At 67.5% G+C, this 17964-nt stretch carries 14 protein-coding genes; 4 read left to right on the top strand and 10 right to left on the bottom strand.

Annotation, left to right across the window (positions count from 1 at the left end):
- Positions 1-66 precede the first annotated feature (66 nt).
- Positions 67-1086, top strand: a complete 1020-nt coding sequence (locus tag LJ656_RS23065) for an SDR family oxidoreductase (RefSeq protein WP_230511965.1) — start codon at positions 67-69, stop codon at positions 1084-1086.
- Positions 1087-1148: 62 nt separating this feature from the next.
- Here LJ656_RS23065 and LJ656_RS23070 read toward each other — a convergent pair whose 3' ends face one another.
- The 8 genes from LJ656_RS23070 to LJ656_RS23105 are packed head-to-tail and all read right to left on the bottom strand — an operon-like array spanning position 1149 to position 10354.
- Complete coding sequence (locus LJ656_RS23070) at positions 1149-2150, bottom strand: UDP-glucuronic acid decarboxylase family protein (protein WP_230511828.1); 1002 nt, start codon at positions 2148-2150, stop codon at positions 1149-1151.
- Positions 2151-2189: 39 nt separating this feature from the next.
- The gene (locus tag LJ656_RS23075) at positions 2190-3146 is read right to left on the bottom strand and encodes a glycosyltransferase (protein ID WP_230511829.1); all 957 of its coding nucleotides are present in this window, start codon (positions 3144-3146) and stop codon (positions 2190-2192) included.
- Positions 3136-4275: a glycosyltransferase family 9 protein gene (locus LJ656_RS23080; RefSeq protein WP_230511830.1), complete on the bottom strand. Its 1140-nt coding sequence runs from the start codon at positions 4273-4275 to the stop codon at positions 3136-3138. Before LJ656_RS23080 ends, LJ656_RS23075 begins: the two co-directional genes overlap by 11 nt.
- Entirely contained in the window at positions 4272-5360 is a 1089-nt protein-coding gene (locus LJ656_RS23085) for a glycosyltransferase family 2 protein (protein ID WP_230511832.1), read from the bottom strand. The genes LJ656_RS23080 and LJ656_RS23085 overlap by 4 nt, the downstream gene beginning before the upstream one ends.
- Entirely contained in the window at positions 5357-7102 is a 1746-nt protein-coding gene (locus tag LJ656_RS23090; RefSeq protein ID WP_230511833.1) for a carbamoyltransferase family protein, read from the bottom strand. Before LJ656_RS23090 ends, LJ656_RS23085 begins: the two co-directional genes overlap by 4 nt.
- 22 nt (positions 7103-7124) lie before the next feature.
- A complete protein-coding gene (locus tag LJ656_RS23095) occupies positions 7125-8435 on the bottom strand; it encodes a glycosyltransferase family 9 protein (protein WP_230511834.1) in 1311 nt (436 codons plus the stop codon).
- Positions 8432-9037 (bottom strand): D-glycero-alpha-D-manno-heptose-1,7-bisphosphate 7-phosphatase, encoded by a 606-nt coding sequence (locus LJ656_RS23100; RefSeq protein WP_230511836.1) that lies wholly within the window; start codon positions 9035-9037, stop codon positions 8432-8434. Before LJ656_RS23100 ends, LJ656_RS23095 begins: the two co-directional genes overlap by 4 nt.
- 18 nt (positions 9038-9055) lie before the next feature.
- Positions 9056-10354 (bottom strand): glycosyltransferase family 4 protein, encoded by a 1299-nt coding sequence (locus LJ656_RS23105; protein WP_230511837.1) that lies wholly within the window; start codon positions 10352-10354, stop codon positions 9056-9058.
- A gap of 441 nt (positions 10355-10795) precedes the next feature.
- On the opposite strand from LJ656_RS23105, the gene LJ656_RS23110 reads away from it, so the two are divergent.
- Positions 10796-13489 carry an ATP-binding cassette domain-containing protein gene (locus LJ656_RS23110; protein WP_230511839.1) on the top strand — a complete coding sequence of 898 codons (2694 nt, stop codon included), beginning with the start codon at positions 10796-10798 and terminating at the stop codon, positions 13487-13489.
- Between the two features lie 54 nt (positions 13490-13543).
- Here LJ656_RS23110 and LJ656_RS23115 read toward each other — a convergent pair whose 3' ends face one another.
- Together LJ656_RS23115 and LJ656_RS23120 are read right to left on the bottom strand one after the other, a co-directional pair.
- Entirely contained in the window at positions 13544-14542 is a 999-nt protein-coding gene (locus LJ656_RS23115) for a glycosyltransferase family 2 protein (RefSeq protein ID WP_230511840.1), read from the bottom strand.
- 14 nt (positions 14543-14556) lie between these two features.
- Complete coding sequence (locus tag LJ656_RS23120) at positions 14557-15303, bottom strand: PIG-L family deacetylase (RefSeq protein ID WP_230511841.1); 747 nt, start codon at positions 15301-15303, stop codon at positions 14557-14559.
- Positions 15304-15583: 280 nt separating this feature from the next.
- Here LJ656_RS23120 and LJ656_RS23125 point away from each other — a divergent pair, with 280 nt between their 5' ends.
- Entirely contained in the window at positions 15584-16615 is a 1032-nt protein-coding gene (locus LJ656_RS23125; protein ID WP_329958898.1) for a flavodoxin family protein, read from the top strand.
- 20 nt (positions 16616-16635) lie between these two features.
- The gene (locus LJ656_RS23130; RefSeq protein WP_425605996.1) at positions 16636-17934 is read left to right on the top strand and encodes a phosphatidylserine decarboxylase family protein; all 1299 of its coding nucleotides are present in this window, start codon (positions 16636-16638) and stop codon (positions 17932-17934) included.
- The last annotated feature ends 30 nt before the right edge of the window (positions 17935-17964 follow it).

Consider the following 17964-nt stretch of genomic DNA (forward strand, 5'->3'; position numbering starts at 1 on the left):
GCGCCGGACGACGTATCCGCGACCCGCCGCAAAGTCGTCCAGAGCGCGGCCGCGGGCCTGGCCGCGATGTTCGCGGGCAATGCGCTCGCCGCCGACGCGGTCGCGCCTGGCGCGACCGGCGCCGCCGGCGCGACGCCTGGCGCCGCAGCCCCAGCGCGCCCCGGCAACGGCGGCAGCAACGCGTCGCCCGCGCCGGACGCTGGCACACCGCTGCGCGACCCGCGAGGCCTTTACCCGCACCCGCCGTTCTCCGCACAACAGCAACCATGGCCGGGTCTCGCGGGCCGCATGACACCGCGTCCCGACCACGGCGAATCGAGCTATCGCGGCAGCGGTCTGCTCGCGGGCCGCAAGGCGCTGATCACCGGCGGCGATTCGGGCATCGGTCGCGCGGCGGCGATAGCGTTCGCGCGCGAAGGCGCGGATGTCGCGATCGTTTATCTGCCCGCCGAGGAACCAGATGCGCGCGAGGTCATCCAGCTGATTCGCGACGCGGGCCGCAACGCGCTCGCGCTTCCCGGCGATATCCGCGACGAAGCGTTCTGCAAGCAGGCAATCGAGCGTGCGGTGAACGGCTTCGGCGGCCTGGACGTCCTCGTCAACAACGCGGGACGCCAGCACAGCCACGATTCGATTCTCGACATCAGTACCGAGGATTTCGACTGGACGCTGCGCACCAATCTGTACGGAATGTTCTGGCTCACCAAAGCCGCGATCCCTCACATGCCGCCGGGCGCGGCGATCATCAACACGAGTTCGGTCAATGCCTATGATCCGTCGATCAACCTGCTCGACTACGCGATGACGAAGGCCGCGATCGCGAATTTCACCAAGTCGCTGGCCAAGCAGATGATCGCGCGCGGCATCCGCGTGAACGCGGTCGCGCCCGGACCGTTCTGGACGCCGTTGCAGGTGAGCGGCGGACAGACGCAGAAGAATCTCGAACAGTTCGGCGCGCAGACGCCGATGGGCCGGCCGGGGCAGCCGGCCGAGATTGCGCCGGTATATGTCGCGCTGGCGATGGCGCAGATGAGTTATGTGACCGGGCAGGTGTATGGGGCGTCGGGGGGCGCGGGGCAGCCGTGACTTGAATGGGTGGCGTAGGGGGCGGAGGGCGCTCGCGCGAGCGCGGCCGATCGAAAGACCGCTCAACCGGCGGCCGCGCCCGCCTTGACCGCTTGCGGCGCTGTCTGCCCGCTCGCCGCGAGCCGCGCCCGAAAGTACCGCGCGGTCTTCTGCAAACCTTCGTCGAGCGAAGTAGCCGGCTCCCATCCGAGCAACTGCCGCGCACGCGAAATATCCGGCTGCCGGTGCCACGGATCGTCGGCCGGCAGCGGCCTCGCCGCCAGCGTCGAACTCGATCCGGTCACCGCGATGATCCGCTGCGCGATCTCCCGCATCGACACCTCGTGCGGATTGCCGAGATTGACCGGCCCGCCGCTATCGTCGCCGCTGTTCATCAGACGGACGAATGCGTCGATCATGTCGTCGACGTAGCAGAACGAGCGCGTCTGCGTGCCGTCGCCGTATACGGTCAGCGGCTCGCCGCGCAGCGCCTGCATCATGAAGTTCGACACGACCCGCCCGTCGGCCGGATGCATGCGCGGCCCATAGGTGTTGAAAATCCGCGCGATGCGGATCGACAAACCATGCTGGCGCCGGTAATCGACGAACAGCGTCTCCGCGCAGCGCTTGCCTTCGTCGTAGCACGAGCGCGGTCCGATCGGATTCACATGCCCCCAGTAGTCCTCTTTCTGCGGATGCACGAGCGCATCGCCATACACCTCGCTGGTCGACGCCTGAAAAATCCGCGCCTTCACGCGTTTGGCGAGGCCGAGCATATTGATCGCGCCGTGCACGCTGGTCTTGGTGGTTTGCACCGGATCGTACTGGTAGTGGATCGGCGACGCGGGACACGCGAGGTTATAGATTTCGTCGACTTCCACATACAACGGAAAGGTCACGTCGTGGCGCATCAGTTCGAAATTCGCGCAGTCGAGCAGGTGCGCGATGTTGTCCTTGGTGCCGGTATAGAAGTTATCGACGCACAGCACGTCGTGCCCCTGCGCGACCAGCCGCTCGCATAGATGCGAGCCGAGAAAGCCGGCGCCGCCGGTGACCAGAATCCGCTTGCGGGTGAGTTCTTTCATGATTTGCGATCCTTATGATCGTGCGCGCGAGCCAGTGCGCTACGCGGCGACCTGCAACAACGTCTCGTGCCAGTCCTGCGCGAAACGGTCGATATGAAAGCGCTCCAGCGCGGTGCGCCGCGCGCCGTCGCCGAGCCGCCGCGCTTCGGCCGGATCGCGCAGCATCGCGTGCATCGCATCGACCAGCGCGTCGACATCCGTATGCACGAAGCCGTTCTCGCCGTTGCGGATCACGGTCGCCAGTTCGGTCGTCGCCAGTCCGACGATCGGCATGCCGATCGTCATCGCTTCGACGATCGCGAGGCCGAGACTGGTCCAGCGGATCGGATTGAAAAAGAACCGGTAGCGCGCGCTGAACCCGGCCAGTTGCAGATTGCCGATTTCGCCGATGCCATCCAGCCGCGTCGCGTCCATGCCGACGAGATCGAGCGGCACGCGGGTGCGCGTGTCGTTGAACACGTCAGCGCCGAGCCGCCGGCCGCGCTGCGCGAGATGATTGACCACCACGATCCCGCGTTCGAGCTCGCCGCTATAGCGCACGCCGTCGGGCACCACCACGCCGTGTTCGATCACGCGCGTCGGCGTGACGCCGCTGTCCCACATCAGCCGGTTGAAATGGGTGACGTGCACGAGCAGCGTGTTCGGATCGTCGACCCAATGCGATTGCTGAAACGGATTCTCCTGCGGCGGATCGTGCTCGACATAGACCCGTGGCAGGCGCTGCTGCGCGGCGCTCAGCACGTGCTCGCGATCGTGGTCCCAGTGCGCGCGGTGCTGATACAGGACCACGTCGAATTGTTGACCGGCAACCTCGTCGATCGATACTTCGTGGACGTTTTCGCCCCACGGCAGCACGCCGACCTTGCCCGCATAGCCGGGCGGATGGCCCGGTTTGGTGACCAGATAGAAATCGTGCGGCGCCTGGCTCAGGTAGTACATGTAGTTGCCGTGCACGTGCCAGGTCAGCACGCGCAGGCGGCGGCAGTTACGCAGCATGGTGCAGCTCCTGGAAAGTCAGCGGATCGGTGCACACGTGCAGCGTGCGCGGTGCGGCGGGATGCGTATCCGGGACGCGCGCGAGTTGCTCGCGCGCGGCCTCGAGCACCGTTTCGACACCGATGTTTTGCGCGCACGGATGACCGTACGGACAATCGCGGAACATGCACGGCCGGCACGGCGGATAGTCGGCGAGCACGCGGTGCAGCACGTGATCGAGCGGCGCCCAGCGCTGCGTGTCGCTGCCGCACGCGACCACCACCGAAGCGGTCGCCAGCGCGGCGGCGATGTGCGAGATGCCGGTGTCGTTACTGACCACGAGGCGCGCGTCGGCGACCAGCGCGGCGAGCGCACCGAGCGAGGTCGCGCCGGCCAGATGCAGCGCGGGCGCGCTCATCGCGCCGAGGACCGCGCAGGTCAGCGGCGCTTCGGCGGCGGTGCCGGTGATCGCGATCTGCCAGCCGTCGGCGGCCAGATGATCGGCGAGCGCCGCGAAGCGTTCGGCGGGCCAGCGCCGCGACGGCAATTGCGCGCCCGGATGCACGAGCACGAGGCGCTGTGCCTCGATCCCATGCTGCTCGCGCAAGGCCGCGTACTCGTCGCGGTCGCGGCCGGTGAGCGGGAAGCTCAGCCGCCGGTCGCCAGCCGGCGCGCCGAGCGCGTTCATCAGCGCCAGGTAACGCTCGGGTTCGGGCAGCGCGTCGGGCCAGTCGATAAAGCAGCCGGCGCGTGGGCCTTCGTCCGGTTGCACGAAACCCGCGTCGGCGCGCGCGCGCAGTTCGCGCAGCAGTTCGTTGGCGATGCCGCCGCTGCCGTGCAACTGGATCGCGAGATCGAAGCGGCGCGCGCGCATCGCGGCAAAGAAAGCGGGCAGCCCTTCGTCGGTCTCGGCCTGCTCGGGAAAGCCGACCGCGCCCGGAAAGACGATCAGTTCGTCGACCAGCTCCGCATAGCGCTCGACGAACGTCCGCGCCCACGGCAAACCGATCAGCGCGATATGGGCGTCAGGCGCGGCCGCGCGCAACGCCCGCAACGCGGGCACCGCGCACAGCATGTCGCCGAGCTGCAGCGCGCGAAATACGACGATCTGGCGCGGCGCGAGCGCCGCCAGCAGCGAGGGTGCAGTCATGGAAAGAACACCTTGAAACGAATGGCGCCGTACAGCCGCCAGAAGATCGATAGAAACGGAATCGGGATCGAGGTCCAGACCATCTCGGCGATGTGCCGCCAGCCGCGGTTGCGTCTGCGCAGCCGCAGCGCCGAAAAGTAGCCGGTCAGCGCGCACCATGCGACCCAGCCCGCTGTCGCCACCGCCGCCTGCTGCGCGAACATCCCGCCGATGGCGACCAGCGCGGCCACGAGGATCGCGTAGTACAGCAGAGGCGGGCGCGCGCGAATCCGCGCGCGAAACAGTTCGGGATGCTTGCGATACAGCAGCGCGTCGAACTGGCTCTTCTTCTGCTGGCCGATGCTGACGCCCCAGCGCGCGGGCCGTACCGGATGGACGACGATCGCGTCGGTCGCGCGGACGATCTTGCCGCCCGCGCTGAGCAGCGTGAATTGCAGGTCCGAATCCTCGCGCCACGCGCACGTGAAGCGCTCGTCGAAGCCGCCGGTCGCGGCCAGCGCCGCACGTGTGACGAACACGTTCGCGGTCGCGAATTCGGCGCGCGCGAGGCCGCCGGTATCGGCTTCGTGATCGGTCGGCAGATCCGGCAGCGCCGGCAGCGGCACGACGATCGTGCCGGCTGCCGCAGCCGCGCCGTGCGCAAGCGCGGCGATCCCGGCGCTCAGCCAGTGCGGATCGGGCAGCGTGTCGTCGTCGGTGAACGCGATCAGCGATGCGCGCGCGTGCTGCCAGCCCGCGTTGCGCGCGCCGGCCGGCCCCTGGGTGCGAGTCACCGGCAGGTACACGATCTCCAGCCCGCGCGGCGCCTGTTCCCGCGCGAAACGCTCGACGCAGGCGCGCGTGTCGTCATCGGGGCCGTCGTCGCAGATGACGATCTCATAGCGGTCCGGCGCCAGTTGCTGCGCGCACAGCGCGCGCAGGCAGTTCGCGAGCATCGCGGGCCGCCGGTAGGTTGGCACCACCACCGACACATCCGGAATCGAGCGCGACACCACCCCCCAGCCCGATTCTTCGGAGTCCGCACTGCTGCGGCGCTCGGTGACCCCGCTATGGAGCAACGGTGGACACAGAAACGCGGTGCTCATGTACCCGCCCCCGCTTTCTCGACGAGGAACGGGCCGATCACCAGCGCGTCGAGCGGCGAGGTCCAGAACGATTCGACCGCGTCGCGCGGCGAATTGACCATCGGCTCGCCGCGCGTGTTGAACGACGTATTGACGAGGATCGGCACGCCGGTGCGCTCGCGGAACGCGGCCAGCAGATCGTAGTAGAGCGGATGCTGCGCGCGGTTGATGGTCTGCACGCGCGCGGTGCCGTCCACGTGGCGCACCGCCGGAATGCGCGCGGCCTTGTCCTCGCGCACGTCGAACACGAACAGCATGAACGGCGCGCTCTGACCGTTCACGAACCAGTCGTTCGCATGTTCCTCCATCACGACCGGCGCGACCGGGCGGAAGTCCTCGCGATCCTTGATCTCGTTGAGCTTCGCCTGCATCTGCGGATCGACCGGCGACGCGAGGATCGAACGCGCGCCGAGCGCGCGCGGGCCGAACTCGGTGCGGCCCTGATACCAGCCGATGACCTTGCCGTCGGCGAGCAGGTCGGCGCTCGAGCCGGCGATGTCGTCCAGACGCCGGTACGGCACCTTCGACCAGCGCAGAAACTGTTCGATTTCCGCTTCGCCGTACTCGGGGCCGAGGTACGCGTGATCCATCCGCCAACGACGCGCGCGGTCGCCGTGCGCGGCGCGCTCGCGGTAATCGGTCCACAGCGCGGCGCCGAGCGCGGTGCCGGCGTCGCCGGCCGCCGGCTGTACCCACACTTCGGAGAACGGGCCCGCGTCGCGCAGCTTCGAATTCATCACGCAGTTCAGCGCGACGCCGCCGGCCATGCACAAGCGGCTCAAACCGGTCTGCCGATGCAGCCAGTTCGCCAGTTCGAGCACGGTCTCTTCGAGCACCCGCTGCAACGAATGCGCGATATCGAAGTGACGCTGCTCGAGCGGCCCGCCGCGCTCGCGAGCCGGGCCGAAGCGTTCGGTCAGACGCGGCGCTTCGACCGTATAGCTGCCGTCCTGGCGATAGCGGACGATCTCGCGGAACACGTCGACATATTGCGGCTTGCCGTAGGACGCGAGCGCCATCACCTTGTACTCGTCCGACGAGTGCAGGAAGCCGAGCCAGTCGGTCACCGCCTCGTACAGTAGTCCCAACGAATGCGGCAGCTCGACCTGCTTCAGTCGCGTGTATTCGCCGCCGACGAATTGGCCCATGCTGGTCGTCACGCCCTCGCCGCGGCCGTCCATCGTCAGCACCGCGGTATCGTCGAACGGCGCGGCGAGAAATGCGCTCGCCTCGTGCGCGAGATGGTGATCGACAAAGTGCCACTTGAAGCCGTTGTCGCGGTCCACCCCCTGAAAGCGTGCGCGCAGATGATGCGGCGCGCCGTCGAGCAGTTGGCCCTTCGCATTCGCGATGTAGCTGAGAAACAGCGGGTCCCACGGCGACGCTGACGGATTGTCCATACGCGTGCCCGCCGGGTCGAACGGCAGTTCGATCGTCGCGCGCGGTTGCTTAGGCATTCCGGAAAATAGCTGCGGGTCGTACGAGTAAGCAACGTGATCGACGTCGGCGAGCGTAATGCCGGCCGCTTTCAGACAGTAGTCGATTGCATCGAACGGCAACTGCCACGTCGAAAACGGCACCGGCCGTTTCGCATGCTTCACGTGCGTGAAGCGTTCGTCTTCGGCGGCGGCGAGCACCACGCCGTCGCGCAGCAGCGCGGCCGCGCTGTCGTGATAGACCGCATTGATTCCGAGTGTGTACATGGCGTTCGCTGTGTAAGTGAGTTCAGGGGACCGCGGGCTGATCGGTCAGCGACGACGCGGCGTCGTCGCAACACGGTTCGCCGTGCCGGCGATCGCTTCGCACCGGCGGGTCGCGTCGCTCTGGCGATGCGTGCGGGTGTCGCAATTCCAGTGCCGCGTGCACGACTTCTTCGATCGAGACGCCGAGCAGGCAGGCGTGATGCTCGTGCGGACATACGCTGCGATAGCACCAGCGGCATTCGACGTCGCGATACAGCACCCGCTGCGGCGTTTGCCACGGCGTGTGCTGCGGGTTGGTCAGCGCGTAGAGATCGACCACCGGCGTGCCTAGCGCGGACGCGAGATGGACCGGGCCGCTGTTGTTCGAGACCAGCACGCTTGCGCGTTCGAGCAGCGCGGCGAGTTCACCGAGGTTCAACGCGCCGCTCAGGTCGTGCAGTTGCGCGCGCATGGCCGGCGCGGCCGCGCGCAGCACCGCTTCGACCAGCGGCCGTTCGCTCGCGCTGCCGGTCAGCAGTATCGGGGCGCCGGTGGCCAGCGCGAGCCGGCTCGCGACCGCGCCGAAGCGCTCGGGCGGATAGCGGCGCGACGCGGCGGTCGCGCCCGGATGCAGCACGATCGGGGCGCAGTTAGCGGCTTGAGTGGCTTGAGCGGCGGCAGTGGCGTCGGCGGTGTCAGCGGTGTCAGGGACGATGCGCCGCGCAGCCAGTTGCGCGGCCAGCGAGCGGCGCGCGGCGGCCGGCACGTGGAAACGCATGCGTGTATCGGCGGTTTGCGCGCCGACGTGGCGCACCAGATCGAGCTGACGCTGCACCTCGTGGCGGGTGCGCTGCTGCGGCTCGGGCTCGCGCAGCCAGTCGGTCAGCAATGCGTACGGATTTTCGCGGCAATGCGCGAGACGGCGCGGAATGCCGGCCAGATAGCACAGCATCGCGGCCGGCAACGGGCTCTGGCTGTACACGGTGAAGATCACCGCGGCGTCGAAGCGGCCGGCGCGCAGGCGTTGCTGCATCCGGCGATCGGCGGCCAGATCGTGCCCGCTGCCGGACGCCGGCGCGACCCACGGCGCGTCGTATTCGATCACGTCGTCGACGTCGTCGAGAAACGGCGCGAGCGCGACGCCGCTGCGCGAAGCGAGCAGCGTGAGGTGGCGCTCCTTGCCGGATTCGCGCAACGCATGCAGCGCGGGCGTGCTCATCAGCACGTCGCCGAGATTGTCCAGGCGCACGCACAGAATCCGCTTGACGTCGTCGCCCCAACAGCCTGGCGGCGACGTGTCGGGCACCCGCGCGTGCGCGAGGGTCGGCGGCGCGAGCGGCAATGGCGCGTTCATTGGATCGCTCCCTTGCGGCGCGCGGCGGCGCCCGCCGGCATCCCGTACAGCACCACGTGCTGCGCGGCCTCGTGCAGATTGGCGGCGCGCATATCCGGTACGCGTTGCGGGCCGATCCGCCACTCGGTCTCGTGACCGTTGTCGAGCAGCACGGTATGGCAGCCGGCGCGATTGCCCGCTTCGACGTCGTCGAGAATGTCGCCGATGAACCAGCTGCGCGCCAGATCGAGTCCATGCTCGTGCGCGGCGCGCAGCAGCATGCCGGGCGCGGGCTTGCGGCAACCGCAGGCGAGCGCGTAGCGGGCGACGCTGCCTTGCGGATGATGCGGGCACCAGTACACGCCGGCGAGCTTCGCGCCGCATTCGGCAAACATGTGTCGAAGGCGGTTTTCGACGTCCAGCAGCGCGGCCTCGTCGAACTTGCCGAGCGCGACGCCGGCCTGATTGCTGATCACGAACAGCGTGAGCGGATACGCGGCGAGCAGCGCGAGCCCTTCGCGCGCGCCGGGCGCGAAACGCATCAGCGCGGGGTCGACGTTGTACGGCACGTCTTCCAGCAGCGTGCCGTCCTTGTCGATGAAGACTGCGGGTTGGATGTTCATGGGTTCGTGCGACGACGCTCAACGGAACGCCGCGCCGGCCGCCGCGCGCAGCGGTTGGTCCGCGTGCGCATCGACCGCGGGTTTGGCCGGCACGAGCCGCGCCGCGCGCGCATAGAGTTGCGCGAGCGACGCGCCGACGCCGCGCCACGTGAACAACGCGCGCGCGCGTTCGAGCCCCGCTTCACCCATCCGCGCGGCGAGTTCGGGATCGCGCCGCAACTGCTGCAAGCGCGCGGCGAGCAGATGCGGATCGCGCGGCGGCACCAGAAAGCCGGTCAGGCCGTCGGCGACCGTATAGCGGATGCCGCCGACGTCGGCACCGATCACCGGTGTCGCGCACGCCATCGCCTCGACCGGCGTGATGCCGAACGGCTCGTACCACGGCGTCGTCACGAACACGTCGGCCGCGCTGTAGTAATCGCGCAGCCGCGCGCGTCCGCGCCGGCCGACGAAACAGGTCTCGTCCGCGACCCCGCATTCGCGCGCGATCCCGCGCAGCCGCGCGATCTCCGGCGTGGCGAGCTCATTGGGCGCATCCGAATTGCCGCCGACCACATACAGCCGCGCGGGCGCGCGATAGGTCTGCTTCAGCACGCCGACGCCGCGCACCACGTTGTCGATCCCCTTGCGCTGCACGAGCCGGCCCAATTGCAGCACGATGAATTCGTCGTGGCGCCAGCCGAGCGCGTCGCGGGCGCTCGCGCGGTCGACCGGCCGGAACTCGTCGGCGTCGAAGCCGCACGGCACGATCTCGATGCGCGCGGGGTCGGCGCGATAGTGTTCGAGCAGATCGGCCTCGTCCTGCGGGCATTCGGCGACCACCACATCCGAACGCGCGACCAGCTCGTCTTCGATCGCGAAGCGGTCATCGGGAAAGCCGTCGTCGGCGCCCTGGTGAATCCGCCGCACGCGGCCGAGCGCGTGGAACGTCGTGACGAGCGGCACGCCGAGCGCGTCCTTGACCTTCAGCGCGGCGAGGCCCGACATGAAGAAGTTCGCGTGCATCACGTCGTACGGTTGCTGCTCGCGACGAAAGAAGTCGATCAGGAACGCGGCGAATTCGTCCATGAACGGCAGCAACTGTTCCTTCGGCAACTGGCGCGGCGGGCCCGCCGGCACATGGATCACGCGCGCACCGTCCATCGCGACGCTCAGCGGCAGCAGCGCGCGGTCGCGACGCGTGAACACGTCGACCTGATGACCCATCTCGACCAGTTGACGCGCAACGTTCGCGACGTAAATGTTCTGGCCGCCGCTATCGACGCCGCCGGCGACAGCGAGAGGCGACGCGTGTTCACTGATAAGAGCGATTTTCATTGGCATTCCTTCGCGAGAGGGGCGGTGACGGATTCGTGACGCTAACGACGCCGATAAGACGCTGTTAACCGGCGCCGAGCATGTGGTGTGCCACTCGCGCGATTTGCGCGCGCATCGGCGCGCGGCGCGGCGATGAACGGTTCGCACGAACGGTGCAACGTTGAACGAGTTGAATGCGAGCTGCGGGGCGGCGCTCGCAGCGCGCCGGGGAGAACCGCTGTGGCGATCCCTGTTTCTACACAGCGCTGTGTAAAACGGAAGCGGTGCGCGAAATCTAAGGACTACGATGAGTGCCGAACACGTTTAAGCTGATTGCAGCTCTACGCGTGCGCTGGACGAAGTGCTTTTTTCCGATGCGGCGGGAGCGTCGCTTGCTGCACACAGACCTCGTGCGCAATCTTTGCCGCCAGGTTTTTTGCCGTGGCCCCTCACCAGAAACTCATGCCGACCTCCGCCCCGCCGCTGCCTCGCTCGCTACTGACCCGCAGAATCTTCGGCGATCTCGCGCACGCGGTGTGGCGCTATCGCGGCCAAACGGTCGCCGCGCTGCTGCTGATGATCGTCGCGCGGCTGGCGACCGTGCTGATGCCGCTGACGCTCAAGCACATCGTCGATGAACTGGGCCATCCGCTCGAACATGCGTTATTTCCGGTGTTTCTGGTGCTCGCGTATGCGCTGCTGCGGTTTTTCGGCGATGCGCTGAACGAGGCGCGCGACGTGGTGTTCAGCGTGGTCGTGCAGCGTACGGTCGCGGCGTTGACCGAGCGGACCTTCGCGCATCTTCACAAGCTCAGCGCGCGTTTTCACGCGGGCCGCGAGACCGGCGCGATCGTGCGCGACGTGCAGAAGGGCGCGGACGGGATCGGCTTTCTGCTCGGCACCGCGCTCTTCACGATCGTGCCGACCGTGTTCGAGATCGCGGTAATCGTCGGCATCATGGTGCACAACTACGCGCGCGAATTCATGCTCGCGATCGCGCTGACCTGCGCGGTTTATGCGGTCTATACATACGTTTTCACGCGCCGGCGCGTCGCGTTCCAGCGCGCGGTAAATCAGCTCGAAGCGCAGTCGGATGGCCGGCTGGTCGACAGCCTGTTGAATTACGACACGGTCAAGTACTTCGCGACGGAAGAAAGCGAAACCGGCCGGCTCGGCGATGTGCTGGAAAAATGGGTCCACGCGCGCATCGCCAACCAGAAGGCGTTGACCGCGCTGCATGTCGGCCAGAGCGCGGTGATCGCGCTCGGCGTCGCCGCGGTGATGCTGCTCGCCGCGCAGCACGTGACGGCGGGCACGATGAGCGTCGGCGACCTGATTCTGGTAAATGCGTACCTGATCCAGATCTGCATGCCGCTGAACACGCTCGGCTTCGTGTTTCGCGAGACCAACGACGCGCTCGTCAACGTCGAACGGATGTTCGTGATTCTGGCCGCGCGCGGGCGCACCGGCGAGGACATCGATGCGCGCGATGCGAAACCTTTGAAGGTCACGCAAGGCAGGATCGAGTTCGAGCACGTGGATTTCGGCTATGACGCGGCGCGCCGGGTGCTGCGCGACGTCAATTTTCAGGTACATCCGGGCAATACGCTCGCGGTCGTCGGCGGCAGCGGGTCGGGCAAGTCGACGCTCGTGAAGCTGCTGTTCCGGCTGTACCGGCCCGATCATGGCGCGATCCGCATCGACGGCCAGGATCTCGCGACGGTCACGCAGCGCAGTCTGCGCGAGGCGATCGGTATCGTGCCGCAGGACACGGTGCTGTTCAACGAGACGATCGCGTACAACATCGCTTACGGGCGGCCGTCGGCGACCCGCGCGGACGTGGTGCGGGCGGCGCGCGCCGCGCAACTGGACGAATTCATCGAGCGGCTGCCCGATCATTACGACACCCGCGTCGGCGAGCGCGGCGTGCGCCTGTCGGGCGGCGAGCGGCAACGCATCGCGATCGCGCGCGCGATCCTGAAGGACCCGCGCATCATCGTGTTCGACGAAGCGACCTCGGCGCTCGACACGCGCTCCGAGCGCGCGATCCAGACCGAGCTGACGCGGCTCGCCGAGGGGCGCACGACGATCGTGATCGCGCACCGGCTCAGCACGGTGGTCGACGCGGACTGGATTCTGGTCATGGAGCATGGCCAGCTGGTCGAACAGGGGATGCATCGCGAACTACTCGCGCGCGAGGGCGTGTACGCGAAGATGTGGTCGCTGCAATGGCAGCAGGGCGAACTGGAGCACGCGCAGCGCCGGCTGACCTCGCAGTCGGTCAGCGTCAGCGCGTTGACGGCCGGCGCGATCGATGCGCTGCATGACGAGATCACCGCACGCGGCGTGGCGCTGGTCGCGGAGCCGGCCGACAACGAGTTGCGCGTGACCGGCGACCCGAGTGTGCTGCAGCCGCTGATCGCGGAGCTGTGCCGCAACGAGATCGAGCAGGCGAGCGCGGGACAGCGGATCGCGCTGCGCGCGCAGCGCCACAGCAATCATGTTTGGGTCAGCGTGCATGGGATGGGCGAGCGGCCGGCGGAGCTGTCGCTGGTCGCCGCGCGGCAGATGGAGCGCGCGCTGGCGGCGGCGGGCGGCAGCTTTTCGCTGATGCCGTTGCAGGGACGGCTCGCATATGTGGCGATGTTGCCGTTGCGCACGGTGGCGGACGTGGGGCCGCCCGCGCCACATGCGGCGGCCCCTGGCGCGCCGCTCGACGGCCTGTTCGTGATGGCGATCGACGATCAGGAGGAAGCGCGCGATGCGCTCGAAGCGGTGTTGAGCATGAGCGGCGCGCGGGTCGCGCTGTTTGCTTCGGGCACCGAAGCGCTCGCCTGGCTGCGCGATCACGATGCGGCGCAATGGCCGCAGGTGCTGCTATGCGACATCATGCTGGCCGATGAGGACGGCTATCAGGTGTTGCGGGCGCTGCGCGAGCTCGAAGCGGCGCGGCCGTTATTGGTGGGCGGGCATTTGCCGGCGATCGCGGTGACCGGCTACACCGAAGCGGTCGATCCGCGGCGCTCGCAAAGCGCGGGTTTCGATGCGCATTTGCACAAGCCGGTGCCGCCGGATGAGTTGATCGCGACGATACGGCGGTTAGCGGCTGGCGACTCGGGCGAGACCGAAAGTCACGAGTCGCGGCAGGAGCGGTAGGAGAGAAAGCGGTAGCCGCCAGCCTCGGCGATAGACCGGCACGTCCCGCGAAACTCAGGTTTGCGCGTCGACGTTGCCACGGGCGCGGCGGGCTTCGGCTTGCGCTCGTGCGGCCACATGTGCGGCGACATGTGCGGCCACATGCGCGTCGGCGTGGCGCGCCGCGACCTCGACTTTCCGCTCCGCTAGCCGCACCCGTTCCCGCATATCCAGCACTTGCGCCGGCACGACCCGGCGGCGCCTGAATGCCCACCCCAGCGCGCGCAGCAACTGCACCCCATCGCGCACGACCGTACGCTCTTTCGCGAACACGCCGAACGCGCGCAGCGTCGCGCTCGCCGCTTCGCGGGCCGGCAGCCGCAGCCACGCGGTCCATGCCGCGTTACGCGCGAGCATGCGCCGCCGCAGCGCACTGTCGCGTGCCGGCGACGGATGATGATGCACGGTCAACTGATCGCAATAGACGATTGCATGGCCTGACGCGAGCACATCGAGCGACACGAGCGCTTCTTCGCCGCCGATAAAAAGCCGCTCCTCATAGCCGCCCAACTCGCGAAACAGCGCGGTGCGAAACACGCACGCGCCGGCCATGTAACCGATCAGCGCGGGCCCAGGCAACTCGTCGTCAACCAGCGGGCTCGCGCGCATTACCGCGCAGGTCGGATCGGTCGCATTGTTCGCGCCGACCGCGACCCGCGCGTTCAGCACGCCGACTTGCGGCCACGCATCGAGCAGTTGCACCGCGCGTTCGAGCGAGCCGGGCGCCCACCAGGTGTCGTCGTCGCAGAACGCTATGTACTCCGTCTCGACGCACGCGGCCGCACGGTTGCGTCCGGCCGCGCCGAGATTGCCGCCGCACTGGATCACGCGAACTTCGGGGAACGACGCGTTAACGCGCGCAACCGTGTCGTCGGTGGAACCGTTATCGGCGACGAAAATCGGCGGATTGTCGGGCAGCGCGAGCAGACGTTCGAGCGTGGCGAGCAATTCATCGACGCGGTTATAAGTGAGCACCACGATCGAAATGCGCGCATTAGCGGGTGTTCTATTCATGTTATGAGTTCGCTTCAGCGGACGGACAGCGACGGCGCAGCAAGCGTTATGCCCCGCGCACGCAGGCAGTCGGCTTTTGCCGCGACGCGCAGCTTCCAGTAGCGCTCTTCGGAATACAGGTTCTCGCGGCCGTCGGGGCCGAACGCGCGCATCTGACTGCGATACGCATCAACCGCGGCGCGTTTGACCTGCACTTCCTGCTGCGCGCCGAAAAGATCGTCCGTATCCGGCGCGTCAGCGAGAAAGCCACGGCGCGCGAGTTCGCACAAGCGCTGCTGCACGGTGCCGGGCAGATGGCGATAGGGCACGTCTTCATACGCGAGCAGGCTGATCGCCAGCGGGCGTTCGAGCAGGTTCAGACAGGCGTCGGCCACCAGCAGATGATCCGAATGAAACAGGCCGAGCGGCATCAACAAATGGGTCGGCTCGATGGCGGCAACGATTTGTTCCAGCGCGACGGTCAGCGTCGCGAGTGCCGGCGTCGCGTCGTATTGGGCGTCGCAAAACGGGAGATGCAGCGCGCGCGCGCCGAGCAGCGCGAGCGCTTCGCGGTCTTCCGCCTTGCGCGCGTGCATCGCTTCGAAGGCGTCGGCAAAGCCGGATTGGCGGTCCCAGTCGGTCGTCAGGTTGTGGGCGGGCGGCGCCGAGAACACGGTGCAAACGGTCGTGCCGGGATGCGCGGCCAGCAGCAGGCCGCAACTGAGCACCGCATCGTCCAGATGCGGCGACACCACGAGCAGGCGCGGATTCTTCGATGTCATTGCGGGGCGACCAGGTGGGCGATGAATGGCGGAACTGCTCGGATGAAACGCTCACCCGTAGCGATTCCGGTTGGCGGGGCTCAGCAAGCACCGTTCCGCGCGTCGATCCGCCGGTAGGAATGCGTGGGTACAGCGCTTGCTGGCCCAGCGGATCAAACCCCGTCTTAACGGCACGGCGAATCGCCGATTCGCCGATTCGTCCACCACCATGAGCCCAACGTCCAAACCGCCCCCTCACGTGCGCACCGTCGAAGTGCGCCGCGGGCAAGTGACTGAACCGATGTCGCGCGACGCGTTTCGCGAGCGCTTTTTCGCGCGCTTCTACGATCCGGCGTTTCGTCAGGAGGACGAAGCTCTGGCGCGGCTCGAAGCGATCGCATGGGATGCGTACTGGCACGGCCGCAAAGCGCCGCTCACCGCGAAAGCCGGCGCTGGCTTCGCGGACCCGGACTACGATCTGTCGGTCGAATGGCGCGCGGCAAGCGAGCGCATCAAGGCGGCCGAAGCGAAGCAGCGCGACCCGGCGAGCCGCTCGCGGGTGCTGATCGTCAACGCATCGTCGCGAAACGACTACACGTGCCCGAGCGAGATGTCGAAGAGCTTCCGGCTCGCGAAGATCGCGCAGCAGGCGTTGGAGCGGCGCGCGTACGAGGTCGATTTTCTGGATCTGTCGCACCTGACTTCGGATCGCGATCTGCACATCCATCCGTGCAAGGGCTGCGTATCGACCGCGATGCCGCTGTGTCATTGGCCGTGCAGCTGCTATCCGAATCATTCGCTCGGTCTGGTCAACGACTGGATGAACGAAATCTACGAGCGCTTCGCCGCCTGTCACGGCGTGCTGTTCGTCACGCCCGTCTACTGGTATCAGGTCGCGAGCCCGCTGAAGCTGCTGATGGACCGTCTGGTGTGCGCGGACGGCGGCAATCCCGATCCGACGTCGACGCACGGTAAGGATCCCGAAGCGGCGAAACAGCTCGAACTGGCGGGTTGGGACTATCCGAAGCATCTGGCAGGCCGCGCGTACGGGGTGGTCGTGCACGGCGACGTGGCGGGGATCGAAAGCACGCGGCGCGCGCTGTCCGACTGGCTCGACTGGATGGGTTTGATCGAATCGGGCCCGAAATCGCGGCTCGATCGTTTCATCGGTTATTACGAGCCGTATGCGACGAGCCACGAAGCGCTCGATCGCGACGAGGACATGCAGCGGGAAGTCGCGAACGTGGCCGAGGCGCTCGCCAATTGCGTCGAGCAGGTCCGCGGCGGCAGAAAAGAGCCCGACACGGAACTCGACGCGCCCCGCGCCAAATGATCCGGCCCACGCATCGGGCGTTGGGCGAGCGAAACAACCAAACAAAAAAAGGAGCACGCATGACAAAGGACGCAGCGGCCAGTCCGGTTACCGAACGCCAGCGCCTTGGCGGCTGGCTGCCGAGCGGCGAAGCGCACCTCGCGCGCTACCGCGCGGAGCTCGCGAAAAAAGCCCGCGAGCGCGCCGGCACAGCGCCGCGCACGCGCGCGGTCGAAGACCTCGCGACGCTGCTCGACAGCGATCCGGTGCTGCGCATGGACCTGACGCGCGCGATCGGGCAGGCGCGCGACGCCGGCTACGTGCTCGGCTACGCGTCGATCGACGAACTGATGACGATCGTCGATTACCTGATGACCTACGCGCCGCCGTTCAGCGAATCCGCTCTGATCCATTGCCCGCTGAACGCGGTGCTCGACTGGCCGATGTGCATGCCGTCCGGTTACGCGTTATTCCGCGATCCCGCGTTGAACGCGCAACTGAAGCATGTACTGAACTGCTGGAGCGGTTTCCTGAGCGGCCCGCATTCGCGCACGCATCTGAACACCGCGCCGCCCGACGGCTGGTTCAGCCCGCAGGCCGACCGGCACATCGGTCTCGCGCAATTCGTTTGCGATCCTGACAAACCGTACTGGGGCTTTACGTCGTGGAATGATTTTTTCACGCGGCGCTTTCGTGCCGGCGCGCGGCCGGTCGAAGAGCCGGATAACCCGAAGCTGATCGTCAGCGCGTGCGAGTCGACGCCGTATAACGTCGAGCACGGCATCGAGCTGCGCGACACGTTCTGGATCAAGTCGCAGCCGTATTCGCTGCAGGACATGCTGACGCCGCGCCAGCACGAACTAGCGCGACGTTTCGAAGGCGGCTCGATCTACCAGGCGTATCTGAGCGCGTTCAACTATCACCGCTGGCACGCGCCGGTGAGCGGCACGATCGTGCGCGCGTACGGGGTGGACGGCAGCTACTACTCGAGCGCCGACAGCGAAGGGGAGGATCCGAGCGGGCTGAACGATTCGCAAGGCTATATCACCGCGCTGGCCGCGCGCGCGGTGATCGTGATCGAAGCCGACGATCCGGCGCTCGGACAGCTGGCCTGCGTGTTCGTCGGCATGGCAGACGTGTCCTCGTGCATGATCGAGGCGCTGCCCGGTCAACATGTGCGCAAGGGCGACGAGCTGGGATTTTTCCAGTACGGCGGCTCGACCTGGTGCCTGCTGTTCGAGCCGGGCGTCACGCAGCGCTTCGTGGTCGAACCGCCGTTCGAGAATCCGCCGCTCCTGAAGGTCAACGCGGCGCTGGCAAGCGTCACCACCGCGCGCTGAGCGGCTGCGCCACGCCACCGCCGCTCGAGC

Source organism: Paraburkholderia sejongensis (assembly GCF_020880815.1).
In the GTDB taxonomy this organism is placed as follows: domain Bacteria; phylum Pseudomonadota; class Gammaproteobacteria; order Burkholderiales; family Burkholderiaceae; genus Paraburkholderia; species Paraburkholderia sejongensis.

Coding starts and splice junctions, on each gene's coding strand:
- LJ656_RS23065 (WP_230511965.1), top strand. CDS start 67: ATGTTCGCGGGCAATGCGCTCGCCGCCGACGCGGTCGCGCCTGGCGCG.
- LJ656_RS23070 (WP_230511828.1), bottom strand. CDS start 2,150: ATGAAAGAACTCACCCGCAAGCGGATTCTGGTCACCGGCGGCGCCGGC.
- LJ656_RS23075 (WP_230511829.1), bottom strand. CDS start 3,146: ATGCTGCGTAACTGCCGCCGCCTGCGCGTGCTGACCTGGCACGTGCAC.
- LJ656_RS23080 (WP_230511830.1), bottom strand. CDS start 4,275: ATGACTGCACCCTCGCTGCTGGCGGCGCTCGCGCCGCGCCAGATCGTC.
- LJ656_RS23085 (WP_230511832.1), bottom strand. CDS start 5,360: ATGAGCACCGCGTTTCTGTGTCCACCGTTGCTCCATAGCGGGGTCACC.
- LJ656_RS23090 (WP_230511833.1), bottom strand. CDS start 7,102: ATGTACACACTCGGAATCAATGCGGTCTATCACGACAGCGCGGCCGCG.
- LJ656_RS23095 (WP_230511834.1), bottom strand. CDS start 8,435: ATGAACGCGCCATTGCCGCTCGCGCCGCCGACCCTCGCGCACGCGCGG.
- LJ656_RS23100 (WP_230511836.1), bottom strand. CDS start 9,037: ATGAACATCCAACCCGCAGTCTTCATCGACAAGGACGGCACGCTGCTG.
- LJ656_RS23105 (WP_230511837.1), bottom strand. CDS start 10,354: ATGAAAATCGCTCTTATCAGTGAACACGCGTCGCCTCTCGCTGTCGCC.
- LJ656_RS23110 (WP_230511839.1), top strand. CDS start 10,796: ATGCCGACCTCCGCCCCGCCGCTGCCTCGCTCGCTACTGACCCGCAGA.
- LJ656_RS23115 (WP_230511840.1), bottom strand. CDS start 14,542: ATGAATAGAACACCCGCTAATGCGCGCATTTCGATCGTGGTGCTCACT.
- LJ656_RS23120 (WP_230511841.1), bottom strand. CDS start 15,303: ATGACATCGAAGAATCCGCGCCTGCTCGTGGTGTCGCCGCATCTGGAC.
- LJ656_RS23125 (WP_329958898.1), top strand. CDS start 15,584: ATGTCGCGCGACGCGTTTCGCGAGCGCTTTTTCGCGCGCTTCTACGAT.